The following is a 22,236-nucleotide window of genomic DNA, read 5'->3' on the forward strand; positions in this document are numbered from 1 at the left end:
CAGCTCAGACTTTGGCGTCAAACAATACGCTGCTGGCGTCGTGAAGGCTTTGTGCGAGTTTCAACGCAGTTTCCGAAGGAATCTGCCGAATCACCTCGCCGCTGTCGGTCGCAATGACCTTGACTACCACCTGATGGGTGGTGTCATCAATGGAAAAGTCCAGGTTGCGCTGGGCAGCCTGGACGAATTTGCGAATATCCGTGACCGCCTGTTCAAGGTCGGACGGCTTCGAGTCCTGCTTGGGTTGGACCGTGGCGACCGTAGGGTCCACCTTGGTTTTCTGCGGGTCGGTACTTACGGGAGCAGGAGCACTTTGCGGCGCCGCTGCCGGATAAGACAGGTTCAACTTGACGCTCATGTCCATGTCCAGTCTCCTCATCACGCAAAAGACAAAAGGGCACGTAAACGCGCCCTTCCGTCAGTCATCTACCGATGGCTATTACTGAAGCAGCTTCAGTACAGCGGAAGGCAGTTGGTTGGCCTGGGACAGGATCGCAGTGGAAGCCTGTTGCAGGGTTTGTTGCTTGGTCAGCTGAGCAGTTTCTGCAGCGTAGTCAACGTCCTGGATCTGACCGCGAGCGGCGCTGGAGTTGTCTGCAATGCTCTGCAGGTTGGCAACGGTGTTGTCGAAACGGTTTTGTACAGCACCGAGGCCGGCACGCTGCGAGTCGATGTCCGAGATCGCCTGGGTGATCACGTCGATCGCGTTTTGCGCGTTGGCAGCGGTAGTAACGTCGGTGTTGTTGACGGTGGTTTTGGTGGAGTTGGCAGCGGTAGCAGCACCGGCAGCGAACACACCGGCTACACCAGCGCCGTTCAGCGCGTAGCTGCTGGAGGAGTTCAGCGAAACAGCACCGGTAGCAATGATCGCGGTGGCGGCCAGTGCAGTAGCAGTACCGTAGGTACCGGTGCCGTCTTTGGTTGCAACCGAGATACCAGCAGCACCGCCGTCACCAGCGTTGAAGGTCAGGTTCTCACCGGTGTCGGACTTGACCGACAGAGCGTTGGTCGACGAATCGTAGTTAACGCTGATGCCCAGCTTGGCAGCGTTGGACTTCAGTTGGTCAGCCAGGTCGGACGTTTTGGTCACGCCAGTGAACTGAACGGCTGCACCGCTGCCCACTTGCAGGGTGAAGTTAGCGTTCGGAGGAGTAGCCGCACCAATGGTAGCCGCGTTCACGGTGAACTGAGCTTCGGTGCTGGCGGTAGCAGCCAGGCCGCCGACAGCGCCGTTCATTTGAGCAGCGATCTGCTTGGCAGAAGCGCCAGCTGCCAGGGTAACGGTTGCGGACTGGCCACCACCGGTAACGGTGATCGCGCCGCCGGCAATCCCTGTTGCCGAAGGCGTCAGGGATTGAGTTTTCAGCTGCTGCGAACCAATGTTGTTGGCGGCAACGTTACCGATGCTCATGTCGATGGTCTGGTTGGCGTTGGCGCCGACCTGGAACGAAGTCGTACCGAACGAACCGTCCAGCAGGTTCTTGCCACCGAACGTAGTGGTGGTAGCGATACGGGTCAATTCAGCAGTCAGAGCAGCGTATTGAGCCTGGTTCGACTTACGGTCTTCAGCGCTTGGCGAGCCGTTGGCGGATTGCAGAGCCAGGGTACGCATGCTTTGCAGGATGTTGGTGGACTGCTGCATGGCGCCTTCAGCGGTCTGAGCAATCGAGCTGCCGTCGTTGGCGTTTTTGATCGCAACGCCCAGGCCGTTGATTTGGCTGGTCAGACGGTTGGAGATTTGCAGGCCGGCCGCATCGTCTTTGGCGCTGTTGATACGCAGGCCGGAGGACAGACGCTGCATGGAGGTTTGCAGGGCGCCGGAAGCCTTGTTCAGGTTGTTCTGAACGGTCAACGAAGCAAGGTTGGTGTTTACTGTTAATGCCATGACGAAATCCTCGTGGGTGGTGTACTGCGGCTTCCGGCCCTGGCAACCGCCGGGTGTGGCCTAGAGAACCTTCGTAATAGTTATCGTCGTGAATGCAAGTTGCTTGAGGACTTTTTTGATTTTTTTTACTAGCACCGGGCCACCCTTTGTAATTCAAGCGTTTACGATAGCTCAATGCCCAGCAAATGCTGGGTTTCTGGCGCCAAATAAAAACGCCCAGGCTTTTTCAAGCCTGGGCGTTTTTTTTGTGCAACCTATCAAGGCATCACGGACGATAGAGAATCGCCGAACCCCACGACAGGCCTACACCGAACCCGCTGATGGCAACCCGCTTCCAGTCGCCGTCGATCATGTGCTTTTCCAGCAGCAGCGGAATGCTCGAAGACACGGTGTTGCCGGTCTCGACCATGTCCTTGATGAACTTCTCCACGGGCGCATCTTCGAAACGCCGCGCGACGGCGTCGACAATCGCCGCACTGCCCTGGTGGATGCAGAACGCGTCGATTTCGTCAGCCTTGAGGTCAGACTCGTTGAGCAGCTCGTGCAAATGCGCCGGCACCTTGAGCAACGCGAAGTTGAACACCTGGCGGCCGTTCATGAAAAACACGCCGTCGCTGACCTTCAAGTGCGGCGCGCCGGACCCGTCGGTACCGAACTTCGACTTGCCCAGCAACCAAGGCGCGTCTTCACCCATCCAGGTGGCGGTGGCGGCATCGCCGAACAGCATGGTGGTGTTGCGGTCTTCCGGGTCGACGATCTTCGAATACGGGTCGGCGGTGATCAGCAGGCCGTTTTTCAGGCCGGTGGCTTCCATGAAGCCCTTCATCGCATAGATGCCGTAGACGTAACCGGAGCAGCCCAGGGAAATATCAAACGCAGCCACATGGGTCGGCAGGCCCAGCTTGTCCTGGACGATGGCGGCGGTGTGGGGCAAACCCTCTTCGTCGCCGTTTTGCGTCACAACGATCAGCGCGTCGATGGATTCGCGCTTCAAATCCGGGTTAGCCGCAAACAACGCGTTGACTGCCTCGACACACAGATCAGAGGTTTCCTGCGCAGCATCCTTGCGCGGCAGGAACGCCGAACCGATCTTGCCGATGATGAAATCTTCATCCTTGGCGAATTTGGCGCCCTGGGCGTAGTTATCAACCCCGTCTGCCGGCACGTAACTGGCGATGCTTTTTATGCCAATCATTGTGGCTTCCCAATACTAAATAGCTGGATAACACCCCTCGGGCTACGCCGGGAGCGCTGACAATAAAGGGGGTAACCCCATAAAAATTCGCTGAAAGCCGCCGCGTAAAGACCCGACGACGACTTATCCTTTTCACACGATACAGTGAAGATGCGCTTTATGACTCACAGGTCACTCAATTTTGTGCGCTTTGTGCAAAACCCTGCAACATTCCCGGCAGCAGAAACGACAACGGCCCAGCCTGTTTCCAGGCTGGGCCGCTGGTGCTAGCGCCGATTACATCCGGCTGAACAGGCTCAACTGGGAGATTTTCACGAAGGCCAGTTGCGAGGCTTGCAGCATAGTCTGTTGCAAAGTCAGGTCAATGGCAGCCTGGCCCATATCGACGTTGGCCAGCGATGACATGGTGGAGGTGTTGGCCAAGCCCAGGCTGGTGTTTTCCTGGCCTTGAATATCCAGCGCATTCTGGCGCGCACCAATCGAACCACGCACCTGGTCAATCTGCGCCGAAGCGTTGGTCAGGTTGCCGATGGTGGTGTTCAACACGTCTTTGAGGTTGTTCTTGGCGACCTGGTTGCCATCCGCCGGGACCAGCAAGGCCTTGCGCAGTTGGCCCAAGGTATCCAGGGCGTTCATATTTTTGTTGCTGGTGGCACCGATGGAAAACTGATCACCCGCCCCTGGCGTACCGCTCACATCGAACGTCACCCCGGCAGCGGTAATCGACGTCGCGCCGGTGGCCATGGTGCCCGAGGCAATCGACTTGCTGTTCGGCGTGTACGGCTGGGCATACACATCGTAGGCATTGCCGCTGGTGAACTTGATCACCGCACCCGAGTTGGGAAAGGTACTGGCGTAGGTCGGCTGATCCGTGACCCGGCCGCCGGTCAGTTGCGCCGTGGACGGGTTGCTGGCCGTACGCGAGCTGCTGAACGTGTCCGGCTTGCTTTCCAGGGTGAACGCCTTGCCCGTCACCAATGCATCCGCAGGCGCACCCGAGGCGACATCCGGCCCCAGGTTCAAGCTGATATCGAATTTCACGCCGCGCAGGTTGACGCTCGAAGCGCCTTCCTTGGTGGAGTCAAACGTGCCGTTACCGGTGATCTCGGCGGTAACGTCATTACCGTCCTTGTCGCTCACGCTGTATTGGGTGCTGCTGGAGAAGGTCAATTTATAGGGCTGACCATCGGAAAAACTCTTGGTGTAAGCGGTGCCGGAAGTGATCAGGCCCGCCGAGATCGCGACCTTGCCGTCATTCACCGCAGGCGGCAGCAGGGTGGCCTGGGTGCGGCCGGTGTTGGAAGAACTCTCAAGCAAGGTCTTGCCCGTATCTCCCGCAGAGACCGTCAGGTTGCTCGACACTTGCAGGCTCAGCGGCGTCTCATCACCCTGGTAGGTGTAGGTGCCATCGTTGTTACGGCTGTAGGGCGGCGTGTCGGTCTTGGTCCCGGAAAACATGTAGTTGCCGCTGGAGTCCTTGGTGTTGAGCAGGCCCAACACCTGGTCTTCAAGCGCACCTATCTGGCTCGCGATCGCCTTGCGGTCATCATCGCTGAGGTGGAGATTACCGGCCTGCAATGCCAGGCCCTGCGCGCTTTGCAGGGTGGTGTTGATGCTCGCCAGGACACTTTCTTCGTTGGTCAGCGAGTTTTGCAAGCTCGTGATATTGCCGTTGTACTGCCCCAGCATGTCTTTCTGTTGTTGCAGCAGCAACAATTGGGCGGCGGCTACCGGGTCATCCGAAGCGGTCTGCACACGCACACCGGAACTCGCCTGGTCCTGGGCCTTCACCACACCCGAATAGTTATCCTGATACTTGCTGGAGCTGGTGTCGAAATACTGCTGTGTAGAGATACGCATCGTTCCAGACTCCTTTAAAGGGCGTTAATCAGTGTGCTGAAGGTTTCTTGCGCAGCCTTGATGATCTGCGACGATGCGGTGTAGTACTGCTGGAACTTGATCATGTCGCCCGCTTCCTCATCCAGGTTGACCTGGGACACCGAGTTGCTGGCCGCCTTGTTCGCCGCCAGCAAGGCGCCGGTGGCGGTGCTGTCGGTGTTGGCCTGGGCTGCCTTGGAGCCCACTTGCGACACCAGCCGGCTATTGGCACTGACCAGGCTCACGCCTGCGTTGCCATCCACCGCGCCGACCGTCGCTTTAGTCTGCAACCCCAACAATTGCTGGGCGTTGCGGCCATCGGAGGTCGCGCCGCTATTGAACGAAAAGGTCGTGCTGTCGCCATTGGCGGGCGCACCGGACACCGTGGTATCAAAGCTGAAACTCTTGCCTGGAATCAACGTGCCAGTCGCATCGCGCATCGGCACATTGACGGTGACCTTGTTGCCCTGCCCCGGGATGATGCTGCCGGTGCCGATTGCGTTGCCCTGGGCGTCGTTGACCGTGTAGGACTGGGTGCCGTCTGCCGCAGGCTTGCCGAACACCATCTTCACCGGCATTGAGTTTTCAATCCCGGCACGCAATTGCGCAGTGGCGGCGCCGCCGTTGATATCAATCGGCACGGTCAAGGTCGGTTGCGTAAACGCGCCGGTGCCGGTGTTGGTTTTGCTGGCATTTCCCGCCAACGGCGCAGCGAATGCAAGTTTGTTCGGGTCTTTGAGATCGACACCAATGTTGCTCGCCCCCGTGGCGGTCGGGCTGACCTTGAAGCTGTCACCGGCAGCGACCGGCCCCTTGCCATTCAAGGCCAGGGTGAACCCGTCGATCACCGGCGGCGGCGTGGTGGTGGTGTCGAACGAGCCCATGGCTTTGCCATCGGAACGCACCACGTTGTACTGGTTGCCGCTGGTAAAGGTGACTTTGTAGTCGAAGGTCGACAGCTTGCTGCTGTCGGCAATTGTCACGTTCAGGTTGCCGGAGCCTGCGCTGTTGCCCGAGGCGGCCTGGCTACGCTGAGCAATCGCTGCGGCACTGTTGATGTCGCTGAACAGCGAAGAACCGAAATCGCTATTGAGGTCCAAACCCTGACCCAACTGGCTGTTGACGCTGTCCGCCGTGGCGATGGCAATGCGGCCCAGGTCGTTGATGGCCGGCATCAGCGCATCACTGCGGTAACGCAACAAGCCGCCAATGCTGCCGCCGGAAACCACATTACCGATGTCCATGGGTGTGTCGCCCATGTTCAGCTGGATAGTGTACTGGCTGTTGTCGGTCTTGCTGGGCACGGCTGAAATCGTGTTGGCGACATTACCCTCGACGAGCGACTGACCGGTGCCGGTGGTGATGCTGACCTGGCCGTTCTTCTCGGTGGCCGTGACACCAATCAGTTCGTTGAGCGAACGTACCGCCTCGTTACGCGCATCCAGCAGATTGGCCGGCGCGGTGGTCGAGGTGCCCTGGGCCTGGGAAATCTGCCCGTTCAGCGACGCAATCGACGACGTCAGCTTGTTGACCTGATCGCTCATGGTGGTCAACTGGGCGTTGATGCCTTCTTTCTGCTGAGTCAATTGCGTGGAAATCGCGTTGAAACGGTTGCTCAAGGTCTGAGCGCTGGTCACCAGCAGTTGGCGTGCGGACACATCGCTGGGGTTTGCCGCGGCAGTCTGCAGGGAGGCAAAAAACGCGCTGAGCACCGCAGACATGCCGGTGGACTTGTCCGACAGGGTCTTGTCAATCGCAGCGGCCTGGCCTGCATAGGCAGTGGCATCGCTATTGAGCGCCGTGCTGCTCTGATAGGCGGCGCCCAAAAAATCGTTATAAATGCGGCGCACATCCGCCAGCGTGGTGCCGCTGCCGATAAACACACCGCCATAGGGGTTGCTGGCATTGGCGTTCTGAGTGGTCTGCTGACGCGAGTATCCCGGGGTGTTGACGTTGGCAATGTTGTTACTCAAGACCGACAGCGATCCTTGAGCGGCGTTGAGCCCTGACATCCCGATACTGAGCAAACTCATGATTCAGACCTTATAAATGTGTGGTAGCGCCAGCGGCTGCGTAATTCTGGTAACTGTTCATCGTTTTGGCGATCTGCGAAATCTTGCTGGCGTAAGCCGGGTCGGTTGCATAACCGGCTTTCTGCAACTCGCGTACAAACTGCTCCGGGTTGTCGGCTGATTTCACAACTTCTTTATAGCGATCATTGCTTTGCAGCAGTGTCACCAGGTCATGGAAGCTGTCCTGGTAAGAGTTATAGGAACGGAAATGCGCCGTCTCCTTGACCATCGCCCCATCGCGAAACTCACTGGTGATTGCGCGGGCCTGGGCACCCTGCCAACTCTGCCCGGCCTTGATACCGAACAGGTTGTGGCTGCTGCTGCCGTCTTCGGCGCGCATCACCGACTTACCCCAACCGGTTTCCAGTGCGGCCTGGGCCACCAGGTACTTCGGATCAACACCGATACGCGCGGCGGCCGCCTTGGCCATCGGCAGCATGGTCGCGACAAATTCATCCTGCGAGCTGAAGGCCTTCTTCGCCGGTGCCAAGGGTGGCTGGGCAACAGCGCGCCCATAAACTTGCATGCGCCCGCTCGGTACGGCAAAGCTGCGCGCCGAGCTGTTGATCACCGTGTCGGCGGCGACACTGTTACGCAGTGGCGCGCTTGCCGGGGTGGTAGTAGCGGCAGCGTTTGGCACGATGCCAACGAGCAGGCGATCCGTCAGCTTGCTTGGCAAGGAGATACGGCGCTGGTTCATCAGCGCCACGTCGTTGGCATGGCTGTTGGTGCCTTCAGGCACCGCCACCCGGAACGCCCACAGAGGCCGCTGCCCGTTGGAGCGACCCAGCGGCCCATTCGCCTGGGTACCCGCCGCGATTTCCGTCGGCACGTCCACTTTCTTGACCGGCTCGGCAGCCGCCGGGCCCTGCAAGGTAGCGGCCTGGGCATCCACCGGTTTGTTCTTCTGCATCTGCCGCATCAGCACGTCGGCCAAGCCGATACCGCCGCCTTCGCGGGACATCGAGACCGCCAGCTGCTGGTCGTACATTTCTTGATATTGCTTGGCCGCCGGGGTGTTCAGCGGGTTGTCCTTGCCCAGGGCCTCGGTCGCCGAGCGCATGGACTTGAGCATCTCGCTCAAGAACAACGACTCGAACTCCTGCGCCACTTTGCGCATGTTGCCATCGCTGTTCTTGTCGGCACCGACCTTGAGCTGGTTAAGCCGGTTCAAGTCGGAGTAAGACCCCGAGTCCGCCGTGCTGCTGATCCCACTCTTGCGCATGTCCATGGCGATGGCCTCAGATCACAATCAGGTCGGCTTGCAAAGCGCCGGCCTGTTTCAAAGCTTCGAGGATCGCCATCAAGTCGCCTGGGGCCGCGCCCACCTGGTTCACTGCGCGGACAATCTCGTCCAGGGTGGTGCCGGGGCCGAACTTGAACATCGGCTTGGCTTCTTGCTGAGCGTTGACCCGCGAGCGGGGCACCACCGCCGTCTGGCCATTGGACAATGGCCCAGGCTGGCTGACGATGGGGTCTTCGGTGATGGTCACGGTCAGGCTGCCATGGGTCACCGCCGCCGGCGACACTTTGACGTTCTGGCCGATCACGATGGTGCCGGTACGCGAGTTGATGATGACCTTGGCCACCGCCTGGCCCGGGTCGACCTCAAGGTTTTCCAGGATCGACAAGTAATCGACACGCTGGCTTGGGTCCAACGGTGCGGTCACACGGATCGAGCCGCCATCGATAGCCTGCGCCACGCCTGGGCCGAGCATGTCGTTGATCTTGTCGACCACGCGCTTGGCAGTGGTGAAGTCGGAACGGTTGAGGTTCAACGTCAGGCTATTGCCCTGGTTGAAACCGCTGGGCACGGTGCGTTCCACCATGGCACCACCAGGAATCCGTCCGGCAGACGGCACGTTCACGGTAATTTTCGAGCCGTCACGGCCCTCGGCATCAAACCCGCCCACCACCAGGTTGCCCTGGGCGATGGCATAGACGTTACCGTCGATACCCTTGAGCGGCGTCATCAACAGCGTGCCGCCGCGCAGGCTTTTCGAGTTACCGATCGACGATACGGTGATGTCCACCACCTGGCCCGGCTTGGCGAACGCCGGCAAGTCAGCACTGATGGACACGGCGGCGACGTTTTTCAGCTGCACGTTGCCTGAGCCCGCCGGCACCTTGATGCCGAACTGCGACAGCATGTTGTTGAAGGTCTGCAGGGTGAACGGGGTCTGGGTGGTCTGGTCACCCGTGCCATTGAGCCCTACCACCAGGCCGTAACCGATCAACTGGTTGGAACGCACGCCGGAAATGCTCGCGATGTCCTTGAGGCGTTCGGCCTGGGCGACAGCGCTTAAGGAAAGCAGGAGTGCCGCCGCCATCAGCTGTTTGAATTTCAAAGTGGTCACCTAGAAAGGGAACAGCGGGCTAAGGAAGAAACGGTCGAACCAGCCCGGCTGACTGGCATCAGCAAACGAACCTGTACCCGAGTAGGTAATGCGTGCATCGGCAATGCGTGTCGACGGCACGGTGTTGTCAGTGGCAATGTCATCGGCCCGCACCATCCCGGCAATACGCACCAACTCATCACCGGTATTGAGGGTCATCCACTTCTCGCCACGGATGGCGATAATACCGTTGGGTAACACATCCGCGACGGTCACGGTGATCGAACCGGTGAGGCTGTTACCCTGCCCTGCCGCGCTCTTGCCATTGGTGGCGCGGTCGCCGCTGTAGCCGGCACTCAAGCTCAGGTCACCACTGCCCAACGGGTTATTGGTATTGGGGACGGCACCGAACAACGAGGTCAGGCCAATGCCCGTCTTGCTGGTCTTGCCCACCTGCGAGTTGGCGTTTTTGCTGGCTTGGGTTTTCTCGTTCAGGGTGATGGTGATGATGTCACCCACGCGGAACGCCTTGCGGTCGCTGTACAGGTTCTGTTCGAAACCGGCCTGGTAGATCGAGCCATTGTTGGCCGCCGCAGGCAACGGCGTGCGCGGCAGCACCGGCGCGTAGTACGGGTCATTGGGTTTTGGCGTCGGGGCGACACAGCCCGCGAGCACGGCGATCCCACTCAATGCCAGAACAGAAACATAGCGATTCATGACCCTTACCTCACGGTGTTGCAGGCGCCGTCGAAGGCGCCCCATAGACTTGATTACAGATTCTGCGTTACGAACGAAAGCATCTGGTCGGCGGTGGAAATCACCTTGGAGTTCATCTCGTAGGCGCGCTGGGTGGTGATCATGTTGACCATCTCCTCAACCGTGCTGACGTTGGAGGTTTCCAGGGTGCTTTGCAGGGTGGTCCCGAAACCGTTCAGGCCAGGGGTGCCGATTTGCGGCGCGCCACTGGAAGCGGTCTCCAGGAACAGGTTGTTACCGATGGCTTGCAGGCCGGCCGGGTTGATGAAGTCGGCGGTTTGCAGGTTGCCGATCACTTGCGAAGCCGGGTTGCCGGCCACGGTGATCGATACGGTGCCGTCGTTGCCGACGGTGAAGGTTTGGGCGTTGGCGGGCACGACGATTGCCGGCTCCAAGGCAAAGCCGTTGGCGGTCACGACCTGGCCATTGGCGTCCAGGTGGAACGTGCCGTCACGGGTGTAGGTGGTGGTGCCGTCCGGTTGCAGGATCTGGAAGAAACCTTTGCCGTTGATGGCCATGTCCAGCGGCTGCCCGGTTTGCTGCAGGTTACCGGCAGTGAAGTTCTTCTGGGTGCCAACGATTTGCACACCGGTACCCAGTTGCAGGCCCGACGGCAGCTCGCTGTCCTGAGTCGACTGGGCGCCTGGCTGGCGCTTGATCTGATAGAGCAAGTCCTGGAACTCGGCGCGGTCACGTTTGAAGCCCGTGGTCGATACGTTCGCCAAGTTGTTGGAAATGGTCGTCAGGTTGGTGTCCTGGGCGGACAAACCTGTTTTGGCAACCCATAGAGCCGGAAGCATGCTGTTCTCCTTCGTGCGCCTGTTTGTTGGCGCTGCGCTGCAAAATTAGTGTTCAGTCAGGGACGGCTATCAGCTCATCGCCAATACGCGGGTCATGGCCTGGTCGTCTTCTTTGGCGCTGTTCATCATCTTGATGTGCAGCTCGAACTGCTTGGAAAGCGACAGCACAGCGGTCATTTCTTCAACGGCATTGACGTTGCTCGCCTGCAGGAAGCCCGAGGTCAACTTCACGTTCGCGTCGGCCTGGGCCGGCTGGCCATCCTTAGTGTGGATGGTGCCGTCCAGACCTTTGGTCATGTTCTTGAGGTCCGGCTGGACCAGCTTGATGCGGTCCACTTCAGCCATCACCCGTGGGCCTTCGCCCATGGCGCGGATGCTGATGGTGCCGTCGGCACCCACTTCGATTTTTTGCTGGGGCGGCACCGCAATCGGGCCACCGTTGCCCATGATCGGCATGCCGTTACCGGCACGCAGCACGCCCAACGCATCGACGTTCATGCTGGCGCTGCGTACGTAGGCTTCGCTGCCATCCGGGGTTTGCACGGCCATCCAGCCATTGCCGTTAACCGCCACATCGAGGTCACGACCGGTTTCGATCATCGCGCCCGGGGAGAAATCGGTGGCCGGCCGTTCGGTCATCGCAAACGCACGCGCCGGAAAGCTGTCACCAAACACCGGCATCGAACGCGCCTGCTCAAGGTCACGCTGGAAACCGTTGGTGGAGATGTTCGCCAGATTGTTGGCATGGGCCTTCTGCGCCAGTGCATTCTGGCTGGCGCCGGTCATTGCCACATAAAGGTACTTGTCCACGCTCTATCCTCTTTCTGACGGACGCTTGCCGCCCACCGTTGTACTGATGAGGCTTAAGCAATTTGCGAACCAACTTTCAAAAAGACAGGAAAGTCCAGGCAGCGCGGGGGTTTGCGGGCAGGCAGGAGGATTTCAAGGCCTGGAGAGAGTCGAAAAAACGGCGGACTACTGCCGCCTGCGGCAAGCACAGGCCTTGAAGATGACAAATAACAAATGCGGGAGCTGGCTTGCCTGCTCCCACAGTTTTAAACCGTGTTTAGCCTGGTGCCTTATTTATCGCCCTTAAGAATGCCGTAATCACGCAATTTATTGGCGATGGTGGTGTGGGACACACCGAGGCGCTTGCCTAACTGACGGCTGCTCGGGTGCTCGGCATACAAGGCTTCCAGTACTGCTTTTTCGAAACGCCCGACGATGTTGTCCAACCCGCCCTCCAACGAAAAATCGCCAAGCGGCTGACGCACCCCGTAATCCGGCAAGCGAATATGCTCCGCCTTGACCGTGCCGCCCTCGCACAACGACACCGCCTGAAACAGCACGTTTTCCAACTGCCGCACATTACCCGGCCAATGGTAATGACTGAGTCGATCCATGGCCGCCGGTGCCAACTTGGGCAGTGGGCAACCAATCTGCCGGCTGGCTTGATCGAGAAAATGCTCAACCAGCGGCGCCAAACCATCCAGGCATTCACGCAAGGGTGGGATGTGCAACGACAGCACATTCAGGCGGTGATACAGGTCTTGGCGAAACTCACCCCGGGCGCACAGTTCGGACAAATCGACCTGAGTGGCGCAGATCACGCGCACATCCAGATAGACCTCCTCGTCGCTGCCCACTCGGCGAAAGCAACCGTCCTGCAGAAAACGCAGCAACTTCACCTGCAACCTCGCGCTCATTTCCCCCACGCCATCGAGAAACAACGTACCGCCCGCCGTGAGTTCCAGCAGCCCGAGCTTGCCTTCCGCACGGGCGCCTTCGAACGCGCCGGGGCCATAACCAAACAGCTCGGTCTCCGCCATGGACTCTGGCAGCCCGGCGCAGTTGAGTGCCATCAACGGCGATTGCCCACGTGGGCTGGCCAGGTGGCAGGCGCGCGCCAGCAACTCTTTGCCAGTGCCGGTTTCGCCTTCTATTAATAGCGGCGCATCCAAGGGCGCCATGCGCCGTGCCTCACGAACCACCGCCGCCATGACCTTGGAGCTCTGGAAAATACTGTCGAAACCGCGCAGCTCCTGCTTGCGCACATTGTAGATACGCTCCCCCACCCGGTCAGCGCGGTGCAGGGTCAGCACCGCGCCGGCCATGGCTTCACTGTCATCGTGCTCGGAAGATTGCAGCGGCGCGATGTCCGCCAGGAATACGTCGCCCTTGACCTTGACCCGCAAGCCGTTGATCCGCGACTTGCTCGCGCGCACCAGCTCCGGCAGGTCGAAGTCCTCGGCATAACGCGACAATGGAATCCCCGGCACCTCGTCGACCCGCACCCCGAGCAACTGCGCCGCCGCACGGTTGGCGGCGACGATGGAGCCGCCCATGTCGATGGACAGCACCGGAAACTCCAGCGCACCGAGCAACGCGTTGAGCTCCATATGCCGACGCTCGCTGGGCATCAGCCCTACCCGTTTGACGCCAAAAACCCCGGCAATCGCTTCGAATTGCGGGCGCAATGCCTGGAACTGCATGTTCACCAAGTTGGGGCAAAACAGGTAAATCGCGTTGCCATGCTCACCGCCCACTTCGCCTTTGGCGACGTTGACGCCGTACTCCACCAACAGGTTGAGGATGTCCCGCAGGATGCCGATGCGGTTCTGGCAGTGCACTTTGATACGCATGAAAAGGCCCGAAAGGTGGGAAGGCGCCGCGTCTTTTTGCCGCTGGGCGCAGATAGTCGTCAAGATTATGTGACAGTGCGTGCACTTTTCACAGCCCAAGACACAGAAGACCCGCGGGATCGTAACGAATACTTTACGGAATTCAGTAACTTTTCCTACAGGGTCAGGCCAGAGCCGGATGGAATCCGCCGTCTTCCGCGTTATCAATAGGGCATACGCCGCACATAACAAGAACGAATGCCTAAGCAGGAGAGCCGTATGAAGCAGACGCAATACGTGGCCCGCGAGCCCGATGCGCAAGGTTTTATCCACTACCCGCCAGAAGAACATGCGGTGTGGAACACCCTGATCACTCGCCAGCTGAAAGTCATCGAAGGTCGCGCCTGCCAGGAATACCTGGACGGCATCGACAAGCTCGGCCTGCCCCTGGACCGCATTCCGCAACTGGCTGAAATCAACCAAGTGCTGGCCGAAACCACCGGCTGGCAAGTTGCCCGCGTGCCGGCGCTGATCCCCTTCCAGACCTTCTTCGAATTGCTCGCCAGCAAACAGTTTCCCGTGGCGACCTTTATTCGTACCCGTGAAGAACTGGACTACCTGCAAGAGCCGGATATTTTCCACGAGATCTTCGGCCATTGCCCGCTGCTGACCAACCCCTGGTTTGCCGAATTCACCCACACCTACGGCAAGCTCGGCCTGGCAGCAACCAAGGAACAACGGGTGTACCTGGCGCGCCTGTACTGGATGACCATCGAGTTTGGCCTGGTGGATACGCCGCAAGGTCGGCGCATCTACGGTGGCGGCATTTTGTCGTCGCCCAAGGAGAGCGTGTATTGCCTGTCGGATGAGCCCGAGCATCAAGCCTTCGACCCGCTGGAAGCCATGCGCACGCCGTACCGTATCGACATCCTGCAACCGCTGTACTTCGTACTGCCCGAGCTCAAGCGCCTGTTCGAAGTGGCGCAGGAAGACATCATGGGCATGGTCGAGCGCGGGATGCAGTTGGGTCTTCACGCCCCCAAATTCCCACCCAAACCCAAAGCGGCGTGAACCTTAGGTTTTGAGGCCAGGTGAGTCTGTTCCCCGGCCCCGCGTTGCTTTAGGGTGACGCTACTGACGACCGTTTTTCAAACACTCGAATTCAGGACACACACATGACCACCTTGAACCAAGCCCACTGCGAAGCCTGCCGCGCCGACGCCCCGCAAGTCAGCGACGAAGAGCTGCCGGTACTGATCAAGCAGATTCCCGACTGGAACATCGAAGTCCGCGACGGCGTGATGCAGCTGGAAAAAGTTTTCCTGTTCAAGAATTTCAAATTCGCCCTGGCCTTTACCAACGCCATGGGTGAAATCTCCGAAGCCGAAGGCCACCACCCAGGCTTGCTCACCGAGTGGGGCAAAGTCACCGTGACCTGGTGGAGCCACTCGATCAAGGGCCTGCACCGCAACGACTTCATCATGGCCGCGCGCACCGACGAAGTGGCCAAGGACGCCGAGGGCCGCAAGTAATGCATTTCGATGCCATTGGCCGCGTGCCCGGCGACCCCATCCTGGGCTTGATGGACCTGTATGCCCAGGACAGCAACCCGAACAAATTCGACCTGGGCGTGGGCGTCTATAAGGATGACCAGGGCCTGACACCGATTCCGCATTCGGTAAAACTCGCCGAACAGCGCCTGGTCGACACTCAAACCACCAAAACCTACATCGGCGGGCACGGCAACGCGGCGTTCGGCACGTTGATCAGCGAACTGGTGCTTGGCGCCGATTCAGTGTTGATCCGCGAACGCCGTGCCGGTGCGACCCAGACCCCGGGCGGCACCGGCGCCCTGCGCCTGAGCGCCGACTTTATCGCCCACAGCCTGCCCGGCCGTGGCGTGTGGTTGAGCAACCCGACCTGGCCGATCCACGAAACCATCTTCGCCAAGGCCGGCCTGAAGGTCAGCCATTACCCGTACGTGGGTGCGGACAACCGCCTGGACGTGGCAGCGATGCTGGCGACGCTCTCCACAGTACCGAAGGGCGATGTGGTGTTGCTGCACGCGTGCTGCCACAACCCGACCGGCTTCGACCTGTCCCAGGATGACTGGCGCCAAGTGCTGCAAATCGTGCGCGAGCGCCAACTGCTGCCGTTGATCGACTTTGCTTACCAGGGCTTCGGCGACGGTCTGGAGCAGGACGCATGGGCGGTACGGCTGCTGGCAGCCGAACTGCCGGAAGTGCTGATCACCAGTTCCTGCTCGAAAAACTTCGGACTGTACCGCGACCGTGTGGGTGCATTGATCGTGTGTGCGGCAGATGCCGAAAAACTCACGGACGTGCGCAGCCAACTGGCCAATATCGCGCGTAACTTGTGGTCGACACCGCCGGATCATGGCGCCGCAGTGGTCGCGACCATCCTCGGCGATGCCGCGCTCAAGCAGGTATGGAGCGGCGAAGTCGAAGCCATGCGTTCGCGGATTGCACAGTTGCGCTCCGGCTTAGTGGAGGCGCTGGCGCCACACGGGTTGGCCGAACGGTTTGCGCACATCGGTGCGCAGCGCGGGATGTTTTCCTATACCGGCCTGAGTGCCGAGCAGGTGAAACACCTGCGGGAGAAGCACAGCGTGTACATGGTCAGTTCGGGGCGCGCTAACGTCGCAGGTATCGATGCGACACGCTTGAGCCTGCTCGCACAGGCGATCGCCGACGTTTCCAACTGAAGCGACCGCAAGTAAATGCAGAAGCGGGCTCGCTCGCGAATGCGGTAAATCAGTCGTCAGATGCATTGACTGACACACTGCATTCGCGAGCGAGCCCGCTCTCACATTTGGATCGCGCCCGGCTTTAGCCCGCGACCATTTCAGCTTTTAGCTGTGCCTCTTTTGCCTGCGCATCCGCCAACCGATACAACTCGATATGCCCATCCCAATGCTCGATCAATGCCGTGCATGACTCCACCCAATCCCCGCAGTTGAGGTAATCCACCTCACCGACCTTACGAATCTCCGCATGGTGGATATGCCCACAGACCACGCCATGCAGCTCACGTTTGGTCACTTCGTGGGCGATCGCCTCTTCGAAATCACTGATAAAGCTCACCGCCGTTTTGACCTTGTGCTTGAGGTACGCCGACAGCGACCAGTAGCCATAGCCATAGCGCGCACGCCAGTGATTGAGCCAGCGGTTCAACGTGAGGGTGAACTCGTAAGCCGAGTCACCGAGAAATGCCAACCAGCGGTGGTAACGGGTGATTACATCGAATTGGTCGCCGTGGATCACCAGCAGGTGGCGACCATCAGCGGTGACGTGCACCGCCTCGTCCACCAACTGGATATTGCCCAGGATCAGCTTGGAATAACGGCGTAGAAATTCGTCATGGTTGCCGGTGACATAAATCACCTCGGTGCCGCGCTTGGCCATGGTCAGCAGCCGGCGGATCACGTTGGTGTGGGCCTGGGGCCAATACATGCCGCCGCGCATCTTCCAGCCGTCGATAATATCGCCGACCAGGTACACCTTGTCGGCGTGGTAACCCTTGAGGAACTGCGAAAGGTGCTCGGCCTGGCAATCCCGGGTGCCCAGGTGCACGTCGGAAATCCACAGGGTACGCACCCGTTGCTTACGGCTGGGCTTAACGAATTCGGCACTGGTCATGGGCGTCCCTCGACGGTGTTTTCGCGAGCTTGCACCCTTGCGATTAATAGCCCATGACAGACCTGCGTCAGTCTGATGACAGCGCTCGCCTGCCGCAAAGCGTTGTAGACTGGCGCCATGCTGCCCAGGAGACCGCGATGAGACCGACCCTCACGCTGCGCCACTACATCGAAGCCCCCCTCGCCCACAGCCATGAGCATGCGCAGTTGGTGTTCGGCCTGTCCGGGCACCTGGACCTGGAAGTCGACGGCCGTGGCAGCCAGGTGCACGAAAGCAGCGTGATGGTGCTGCCGTTCTCCGCCCACCATACCTGCGGCAGTCGCGACGGCAGCCGCTGCCTGGTGCTGGATGTGCCCACCGAACACTGGGTGGTGCAATCCCTGGGCGAACATGCCGACGCCAGCCGCCGCCTGCTCGATCAACCGGCGCGCCTGGCCCTGGATTCCCGGCAAAGCCAGTTGGTGCAATGGCTGGCGCACAGCCCGGTGGATGATCCGCTGATCGTCCAGCAAGGCGCGGTGTTGTTACTGGCCAGCCTTAACCACCCGCTGGCCCGCCCGATGCAGGGCAAGCGCCTGCCCTATGCGGCATTCAACGCCCACATCGAGCGGCACGCGGCGCGCCCGCTGCAGGTTGCCGACCTTGCACGGATCGCCGAGCTCTCAGTGCCGCGCCTGCATGCACGCTTCATGGCAGAGTGCGGACAAACGCCGATGGACTATCTACGCAGCCGTCGCTTGCACATGGCGCTCGGGCTTTTACGTGAGACTGCCCTGGCCATTGGCGAGATCGCCGCACGTGTCGGCTATGCCTCGCAGAGCGCATTCTCTGCGGCCATGCTGCGCGAATTCGGCGCCTCACCCGGCGCGTTGCGTCGGGCCGCCTGACAAGAGCCCTGCGTTAATCATCGCGAGCGTCGCGACAGACACCAGCGCCCTCGACCCTCTAGACTGCGACGCTGACACCCCGTTGGTTCAAGGATCGCAATGACTCCCCGTTCAGCCCTCGGCGCCCTGCATATCGGCGCATTGATGTTTGGCCTTACCGGCGTATTCGGCAAGCTGGCGGCCGCCTCGCCCGCCATCATTGTGTTTGGCCGCGCCGCCTTTGCCGTGCTTGCCCTGGCGGTGTTTGCGCGATTCGCCAGCAATACCCCCTGGAAACAGCTGCAGATGCGCGACTGGCGTCGGCTGCTGGTCAGCGGCGTGTTGCTGGCGGCGCACTGGGTGACTTTCTTCATTGCGGTCAAAGTCGCCGGGGTCGCCGTCGCCACGCTCGGCTTTACCGCATTCCCGGCCTTTACGGTGATGCTCGAAGGGCTGATCTTCCGCGAGCGCATTCGCGCCAATGAAATCCTGCTGGTGGTACTGGTCAGCATCGGCCTGGTGCTGGTGACGCCGGATTTCAACCTCGCCAGTGCAGCCACCGGCGGCTTGCTGTGGGGCATTGTCTCTGGGCTATTGTTTTCACTGCTGTCGCTGAACAATCGCGCCAGTTCCGGGCGCATTCCGGCGGTGCAGGCAGCGCTGTGCCAGAACGTTGTAGTTGCGGCCTGCCTGTTGCCCTTGGCCGCGCCGGGGCTGGCGCAGGTGCGGGCCATCGACTGGTTGTGGATCGGGCTGTTGGGGGTTTTCTGTACCGGCCTGGCCCACAGCCTGTTTGTCGCCAGCCTCGCCGTGATCAAGGCACGTACGGCGTCGGTGGTGTTTGCCATGGAGCCGGTCTACGGCATCACTGCGGCGTGGCTGCTGTTTGCCGAAACCCCGACGTTGCGCATGCTGCTGGGGGGCGCACTGATCATCATCGCCATCGTACTGTCGGGGTTGATGGGCAGTGCCAGCCAGGCCAAACAGCCCGCTGCAACCGCATGACCTTCACGCGTTTCGATCGTTGTGGCCCAAATCCCGCTGCGGGTCGATCTGATCGCGTACGCGCTGTTTAAGCACCTTGGCTTCCGGGAAACCACCGTCGGCCTTGCGCTCCCAGATCTGCACGCCGTCACAGGTGATGCGAAACGCGCCACCGGTGGCGGGTTCCAGCGTCACGCGCGCCAAGTCGTCGCAGAACGTGCTCAACAACTCCTGGGCCAGCCACGCGGCGCGCAGCAGCCACTGGCACTGGGTGCAATACGTAATGACGATTTCGGGTTTGCTTGCAGACATAATTTGAGAGGTTCCTGGCATAACAGGCTGGGAGGATCGAGTGGCTATAATACCGGCCTTTATCGCCCAGCCCGAGATACATGATGCGCCGCCTGTTGTCCTGCCTTTTCCTGTGCCTGCTGCCACTCCTTGCCAACGCCGTGGAAACACCCCGCCCGAAAATCGGCCTGGTGTTGTCCGGCGGCGCCGCCCGTGGCCTGGCGCATATAGGCGTGCTCAAGGCCCTGGAAGAGCAAGGTATTCAGATTGATGCCATTGCCGGCACCAGCATGGGCGCGGTGATTGGCGGTTTATACGCCTCGGGCTACAAGATAGATGAGCTGGAAAAGCTCGCGCTGAATATCGATTGGCAGCAGGCGTTGTCCGATGCGCCACCGCGGGAGGATGTGCCGTTTCGACGCAAACAGGATGACCGGGATTTCCTGGTCAAACAAAAACTCAGTTTCCGCGACGACGGCAGTCTGGGCCTGCCGCTCGGCGTGATCCAGGGCCAGAACCTGGCTCTGCTGCTGGAAAGCATGTTCGCGCACGCCAGCAACACGCGTAATTTCGACAAACTGCCGATCCCGTTCCGCGCAGTGGCCACCGACATCACCACCGGCGAAAAAGTCGTGTTCAACAAAGGCCACCTGCCTCAGGTCATCCGCGCCAGCATGTCGATCCCCGCCGTGTTTGCCCCGGTGGAGCTGGACGGGCGGCTGCTGGTGGACGGCGGCATGACCGACAATATCCCGCTGGATGTGGCCCGGGAGATGGGTGTCGACATTGCTATCGTGGTGGATATCGGTACGCCGCTGCGTTCACGCAAACAACTGGCGACCGTCGTCGACGTGCTCAACCAGTCCATCACCCTGATGACCCGGCGCAATTCCGAGGAGCAACTCAAGGCCCTGCATCCGAAGGACGTGCTGATCCAGCCGCCCCTGGCCGCCTATGGCGTGACGGACTTTGGCCGCGCCAAGGACATGATCGACGCCGGCTACCGCGCCACCCGCGCGCTCGATATACGCCTGGCACACCTGCGCCCCGCCGAACCGGTCGACCCGCAACTGGTGGAGGCGCGCACCCCGGGCGAACGCACGCCGATCATCACTGCGATCAACGTGGAGAACGACTCAAAAGTCAGCGATGACGTGATCCGCTATTACATCCGCCAAACCCTGGGCGAGCCGCTGAACCTGGACCGCCTGCAAACCGACATGGGCACGTTGTACGGCCTGGATTACTTCGAGCAGGTGCAATACCGCGTGGTGAAAAAAGGCCGCGACAACACCCTGGTCATCAGCGCACGCGGCAAACGCAGCGGCACCGATTATTTGCGCCTGGGCCTCAGCCTGTCGGATGACATGCGCGGCGCCAGTGCCTACAACCTCGGTGCCAGTTACCGCATGAACGGCATTAACCGTCTCGGCGCCGAATGGCTGACACGGGTGCAGATTGGTGACCGTCAGGAACTGTACAGCGAGTTCTTCCAGCCACTAGATGTGGGCTCACGCTACTTCGTCGCGCCTTATCTCAGTGCTCAGGCGCAGAACGTTGATCTGGTTCTGGACAGCGACCCCATCGCCGAATACCGCCTGGAACGCTACGGTTTTGGCCTGAATGTGGGGCGCCAGATTGGTAACAACGGCGAAATTCGCTTCGGCGTCGGCGAAGCCTGGGGCAAGGCAGATGTGCGCATTGGCGAGCGCGACCTGCCAAGCGTGAGCTTCAGCGAGGGCTTCTATGAGCTGAAGTACTCCTTCGACTCGCTGGACAACGTGTACTTCCCCCACTCCGGCGAAGACATTGGCCTGGCCTTCCGCGAGTTCGCACCCGGCCTGGGCTCGGACCAACGCTACCGCCAATGGGAGTTCAAGCTGGATAAGGCCATGAGCCACGGCCCGGACACGTTGATACTGGGCGGGCGCTACGGGCGCACGCTGGATAAATCCGACGTGGTGATTTCCAGCTTCCTGCTGGGCGGTGCGCGGCAATTATCGGGCTTTCGCGAAGACTCGATCTCGGGGCAGAACATTGCGCTGATGCGGGCGGTGTACTACCGCCGGCTGACACCGCGCTCGTACCTGCCACTGGATTTCCCGCTGTACCTCGGCGCTTCGCTGGAACGCGGGCGGGCGTGGAACAACGACAATCAGTTCGACAGTGGGTATATCAACGCCGCGAGTATTTTCCTCGGGTTTGATACGCCGCTGGGGCCGCTGAATTTCAGCTATGGGTTCAATGATGATAAGCAGCAGGCGGTGTACCTGAACCTGGGCCAGACCTTCTAGAGCCCGGCACACATCGAATGTGGGAGGCGCCTGTGCGGTGAGCAGGCTCGCCACAACGACCTGCCCGGCATCAGTCAGGCGCTACCTCAGGGCTTTTCCAGATTCGCCAAAATATGCCCGTGGACTCGCATGCACACGCGCAAATCCTCTTCATCCACGCCCACAAACAGTTCATGGCGCAAGGCCGTGGCAATGGTTTCAATCTGTTCGATCAGAGGGCGGGCGGTGTCACACAGCAGAATGCGCTTGGCACGCCGGTCTTCCAGTACGGCTTGGCGTTGCACCAGGCCTTGGCCTTCCAGGCTGTCGAGCAGGCGTGCCAGGGTCGGGCCTTCTACCCCGACACTTTGTGCCAACTCGCGTTGGGTCGGTGCTTCCTCGAAACGGGCCAGGTGCAATAGCACCAGCCAACGTGCCTGGGACAAGCCCAAGCCCGCCAAACGGCGGTCCAGCTCGGCGCGCCAACCTCGGGACATTTGCGCCAACTGCATGCCAAAGCGGTGTTGATCGGTTAAAGGCATAAAAAACTCGTGATTTAGACTGAAAATAAAGTATGGCTAATTATTAGTCAGCTAAGCATGAGCCATGCCATGAGGCAA

The 22,236-nt window shown here is 60.3% G+C and carries 20 protein-coding genes; 6 read left to right on the plus strand and 14 right to left on the minus strand.

Going from position 1 to position 22,236, the window contains the following annotated elements; all coding sequences use genetic code 11:
* Positions 1-4: 4 nt before the first annotated feature.
* The 11 genes from CPH89_RS01415 to CPH89_RS01465 all read right to left on the minus strand — a co-directional run bounded on the left by CPH89_RS01415 (position 5) and on the right by CPH89_RS01465 (position 13,564).
* Positions 5-364 (minus strand): flagellar protein FlaG, encoded by a 360-nt coding sequence (locus CPH89_RS01415; RefSeq protein WP_053257315.1) that lies wholly within the window; start codon positions 362-364, stop codon positions 5-7.
* Between the two features lie 75 nt (positions 365-439).
* The gene (locus CPH89_RS01420; RefSeq protein WP_053257316.1) at positions 440-1,885 is read right to left on the minus strand and encodes a flagellin N-terminal helical domain-containing protein; all 1,446 of its coding nucleotides are present in this window, start codon (positions 1,883-1,885) and stop codon (positions 440-442) included.
* A 265-nt stretch (positions 1,886-2,150) separates the two neighbouring features.
* Positions 2,151-3,080, minus strand: a complete 930-nt coding sequence (locus CPH89_RS01425) for a ketoacyl-ACP synthase III (RefSeq protein WP_053257317.1) — start codon at positions 3,078-3,080, stop codon at positions 2,151-2,153.
* A 276-nt stretch (positions 3,081-3,356) separates the two neighbouring features.
* Complete coding sequence (locus tag CPH89_RS01430) at positions 3,357-4,940, minus strand: flagellar hook-associated protein 3 (RefSeq protein ID WP_053257318.1); 1,584 nt, start codon at positions 4,938-4,940, stop codon at positions 3,357-3,359.
* A gap of 14 nt (positions 4,941-4,954) precedes the next feature.
* Positions 4,955-6,991 carry a flagellar hook-associated protein FlgK gene (gene flgK, locus CPH89_RS01435; protein ID WP_053257319.1) on the minus strand — a complete coding sequence of 679 codons (2,037 nt, stop codon included), beginning with the start codon at positions 6,989-6,991 and terminating at the stop codon, positions 4,955-4,957.
* 10 nt (positions 6,992-7,001) lie between these two features.
* The gene (flgJ, locus tag CPH89_RS01440) at positions 7,002-8,261 is read right to left on the minus strand and encodes a flagellar assembly peptidoglycan hydrolase FlgJ (RefSeq protein WP_053257320.1); all 1,260 of its coding nucleotides are present in this window, start codon (positions 8,259-8,261) and stop codon (positions 7,002-7,004) included.
* Positions 8,262-8,271: 10 nt separating this feature from the next.
* Entirely contained in the window at positions 8,272-9,360 is a 1,089-nt protein-coding gene (locus CPH89_RS01445) for a flagellar basal body P-ring protein FlgI (protein ID WP_162232029.1), read from the minus strand.
* 27 nt (positions 9,361-9,387) lie between these two features.
* Positions 9,388-10,083: a flagellar basal body L-ring protein FlgH gene (flgH, locus tag CPH89_RS01450; RefSeq protein ID WP_053257322.1), complete on the minus strand. Its 696-nt coding sequence runs from the start codon at positions 10,081-10,083 to the stop codon at positions 9,388-9,390.
* Positions 10,084-10,136: 53 nt separating this feature from the next.
* Positions 10,137-10,922 (minus strand): flagellar basal-body rod protein FlgG, encoded by a 786-nt coding sequence (gene flgG, locus CPH89_RS01455; RefSeq protein ID WP_053257323.1) that lies wholly within the window; start codon positions 10,920-10,922, stop codon positions 10,137-10,139.
* A 69-nt stretch (positions 10,923-10,991) separates the two neighbouring features.
* On the minus strand, positions 10,992-11,732 hold the full coding sequence (locus tag CPH89_RS01460; protein ID WP_053257324.1) for a flagellar basal body rod protein FlgF: 741 nt from the start codon (positions 11,730-11,732) through the stop codon (positions 10,992-10,994).
* 269 nt (positions 11,733-12,001) lie between these two features.
* Positions 12,002-13,564 carry a sigma-54-dependent transcriptional regulator gene (locus CPH89_RS01465; RefSeq protein WP_053257325.1) on the minus strand — a complete coding sequence of 521 codons (1,563 nt, stop codon included), beginning with the start codon at positions 13,562-13,564 and terminating at the stop codon, positions 12,002-12,004.
* A gap of 258 nt (positions 13,565-13,822) precedes the next feature.
* Here CPH89_RS01465 and phhA point away from each other — a divergent pair, with 258 nt between their 5' ends.
* The 3 genes from phhA (at position 13,823) to CPH89_RS01480 (ending at position 16,268) form a co-directional block, all read left to right on the plus strand.
* A complete protein-coding gene (gene phhA / locus CPH89_RS01470) occupies positions 13,823-14,614 on the plus strand; it encodes a phenylalanine 4-monooxygenase (RefSeq protein ID WP_053257326.1) in 792 nt (263 codons plus the stop codon).
* 104 nt (positions 14,615-14,718) lie between these two features.
* Entirely contained in the window at positions 14,719-15,075 is a 357-nt protein-coding gene (locus CPH89_RS01475; protein WP_017134918.1) for a 4a-hydroxytetrahydrobiopterin dehydratase, read from the plus strand.
* Positions 15,075-16,268: an amino acid aminotransferase gene (locus tag CPH89_RS01480; protein ID WP_053257327.1), complete on the plus strand. Its 1,194-nt coding sequence runs from the start codon at positions 15,075-15,077 to the stop codon at positions 16,266-16,268. Before CPH89_RS01475 ends, CPH89_RS01480 begins: the two co-directional genes overlap by 1 nt.
* Before the next feature lie 124 nt (positions 16,269-16,392).
* On the opposite strand, the gene CPH89_RS01485 is transcribed toward CPH89_RS01480, so the two are convergent.
* On the minus strand, positions 16,393-17,202 hold the full coding sequence (locus CPH89_RS01485) for a UDP-2,3-diacylglucosamine diphosphatase (protein WP_053257328.1): 810 nt from the start codon (positions 17,200-17,202) through the stop codon (positions 16,393-16,395).
* A 137-nt stretch (positions 17,203-17,339) separates the two neighbouring features.
* Between CPH89_RS01485 and CPH89_RS01490 the strand changes: the two genes are divergently transcribed.
* Together CPH89_RS01490 and CPH89_RS01495 are read left to right on the plus strand one after the other, a co-directional pair.
* Complete coding sequence (locus CPH89_RS01490; protein WP_053257329.1) at positions 17,340-18,089, plus strand: AraC family transcriptional regulator; 750 nt, start codon at positions 17,340-17,342, stop codon at positions 18,087-18,089.
* Between the two features lie 99 nt (positions 18,090-18,188).
* Complete coding sequence (locus tag CPH89_RS01495; protein ID WP_053257330.1) at positions 18,189-19,073, plus strand: DMT family transporter; 885 nt, start codon at positions 18,189-18,191, stop codon at positions 19,071-19,073.
* Positions 19,074-19,076: 3 nt separating this feature from the next.
* Here CPH89_RS01495 and CPH89_RS01500 read toward each other — a convergent pair whose 3' ends face one another.
* Complete coding sequence (locus CPH89_RS01500) at positions 19,077-19,364, minus strand: Rdx family protein (RefSeq protein ID WP_053257331.1); 288 nt, start codon at positions 19,362-19,364, stop codon at positions 19,077-19,079.
* 83 nt (positions 19,365-19,447) lie between these two features.
* Here CPH89_RS01500 and CPH89_RS01505 point away from each other — a divergent pair, with 83 nt between their 5' ends.
* A complete protein-coding gene (locus tag CPH89_RS01505; protein WP_053257332.1) occupies positions 19,448-21,637 on the plus strand; it encodes a patatin-like phospholipase family protein in 2,190 nt (729 codons plus the stop codon).
* Positions 21,638-21,723: 86 nt separating this feature from the next.
* Here the strand turns inward: CPH89_RS01505 and CPH89_RS01510 are convergent, their stop codons facing one another.
* The gene (locus tag CPH89_RS01510; RefSeq protein WP_053257333.1) at positions 21,724-22,158 is read right to left on the minus strand and encodes a MarR family transcriptional regulator; all 435 of its coding nucleotides are present in this window, start codon (positions 22,156-22,158) and stop codon (positions 21,724-21,726) included.
* Between the last annotated feature and the right edge of the window lie 78 nt (positions 22,159-22,236).

The sequence above is a fragment of the Pseudomonas fluorescens genome, from assembly GCF_900215245.1.
GTDB lineage: Bacteria > Pseudomonadota > Gammaproteobacteria > Pseudomonadales > Pseudomonadaceae > Aquipseudomonas > Aquipseudomonas fluorescens.

Excerpts from the sequence above, each read along its gene's own strand:
- CPH89_RS01485 (WP_053257328.1), bottom strand. The coding sequence starts at position 17,202 with ATGACCAGTGCCGAATTCGTTAAGCCCAGCCGTAAGCAACGGGTGCGT.
- CPH89_RS01445 (WP_162232029.1), bottom strand. The coding sequence starts at position 9,360 with ATGGCGGCGGCACTCCTGCTTTCCTTAAGCGCTGTCGCCCAGGCCGAA.
- CPH89_RS01495 (WP_053257330.1), top strand. The coding sequence starts at position 18,189 with ATGACTCCCCGTTCAGCCCTCGGCGCCCTGCATATCGGCGCATTGATG.
- CPH89_RS01505 (WP_053257332.1), top strand. The coding sequence starts at position 19,448 with ATGCGCCGCCTGTTGTCCTGCCTTTTCCTGTGCCTGCTGCCACTCCTT.
- CPH89_RS01430 (WP_053257318.1), bottom strand. The coding sequence starts at position 4,940 with ATGCGTATCTCTACACAGCAGTATTTCGACACCAGCTCCAGCAAGTAT.
- flgJ (WP_053257320.1), bottom strand. The coding sequence starts at position 8,261 with ATGGACATGCGCAAGAGTGGGATCAGCAGCACGGCGGACTCGGGGTCT.
- phhA (WP_053257326.1), top strand. The coding sequence starts at position 13,823 with ATGAAGCAGACGCAATACGTGGCCCGCGAGCCCGATGCGCAAGGTTTT.
- flgH (WP_053257322.1), bottom strand. The coding sequence starts at position 10,083 with ATGAATCGCTATGTTTCTGTTCTGGCATTGAGTGGGATCGCCGTGCTC.
- CPH89_RS01415 (WP_053257315.1), bottom strand. The coding sequence starts at position 364 with ATGGACATGAGCGTCAAGTTGAACCTGTCTTATCCGGCAGCGGCGCCG.
- CPH89_RS01425 (WP_053257317.1), bottom strand. The coding sequence starts at position 3,080 with ATGATTGGCATAAAAAGCATCGCCAGTTACGTGCCGGCAGACGGGGTT.
- CPH89_RS01480 (WP_053257327.1), top strand. The coding sequence starts at position 15,075 with ATGCATTTCGATGCCATTGGCCGCGTGCCCGGCGACCCCATCCTGGGC.
- CPH89_RS01500 (WP_053257331.1), bottom strand. The coding sequence starts at position 19,364 with ATGTCTGCAAGCAAACCCGAAATCGTCATTACGTATTGCACCCAGTGC.
- flgG (WP_053257323.1), bottom strand. The coding sequence starts at position 10,922 with ATGCTTCCGGCTCTATGGGTTGCCAAAACAGGTTTGTCCGCCCAGGAC.
- CPH89_RS01490 (WP_053257329.1), top strand. The coding sequence starts at position 17,340 with ATGAGACCGACCCTCACGCTGCGCCACTACATCGAAGCCCCCCTCGCC.
- CPH89_RS01475 (WP_017134918.1), top strand. The coding sequence starts at position 14,719 with ATGACCACCTTGAACCAAGCCCACTGCGAAGCCTGCCGCGCCGACGCC.
- CPH89_RS01510 (WP_053257333.1), bottom strand. The coding sequence starts at position 22,158 with ATGCCTTTAACCGATCAACACCGCTTTGGCATGCAGTTGGCGCAAATG.
- CPH89_RS01465 (WP_053257325.1), bottom strand. The coding sequence starts at position 13,564 with ATGCGTATCAAAGTGCACTGCCAGAACCGCATCGGCATCCTGCGGGAC.
- CPH89_RS01420 (WP_053257316.1), bottom strand. The coding sequence starts at position 1,885 with ATGGCATTAACAGTAAACACCAACCTTGCTTCGTTGACCGTTCAGAAC.
- flgK (WP_053257319.1), bottom strand. The coding sequence starts at position 6,991 with ATGAGTTTGCTCAGTATCGGGATGTCAGGGCTCAACGCCGCTCAAGGA.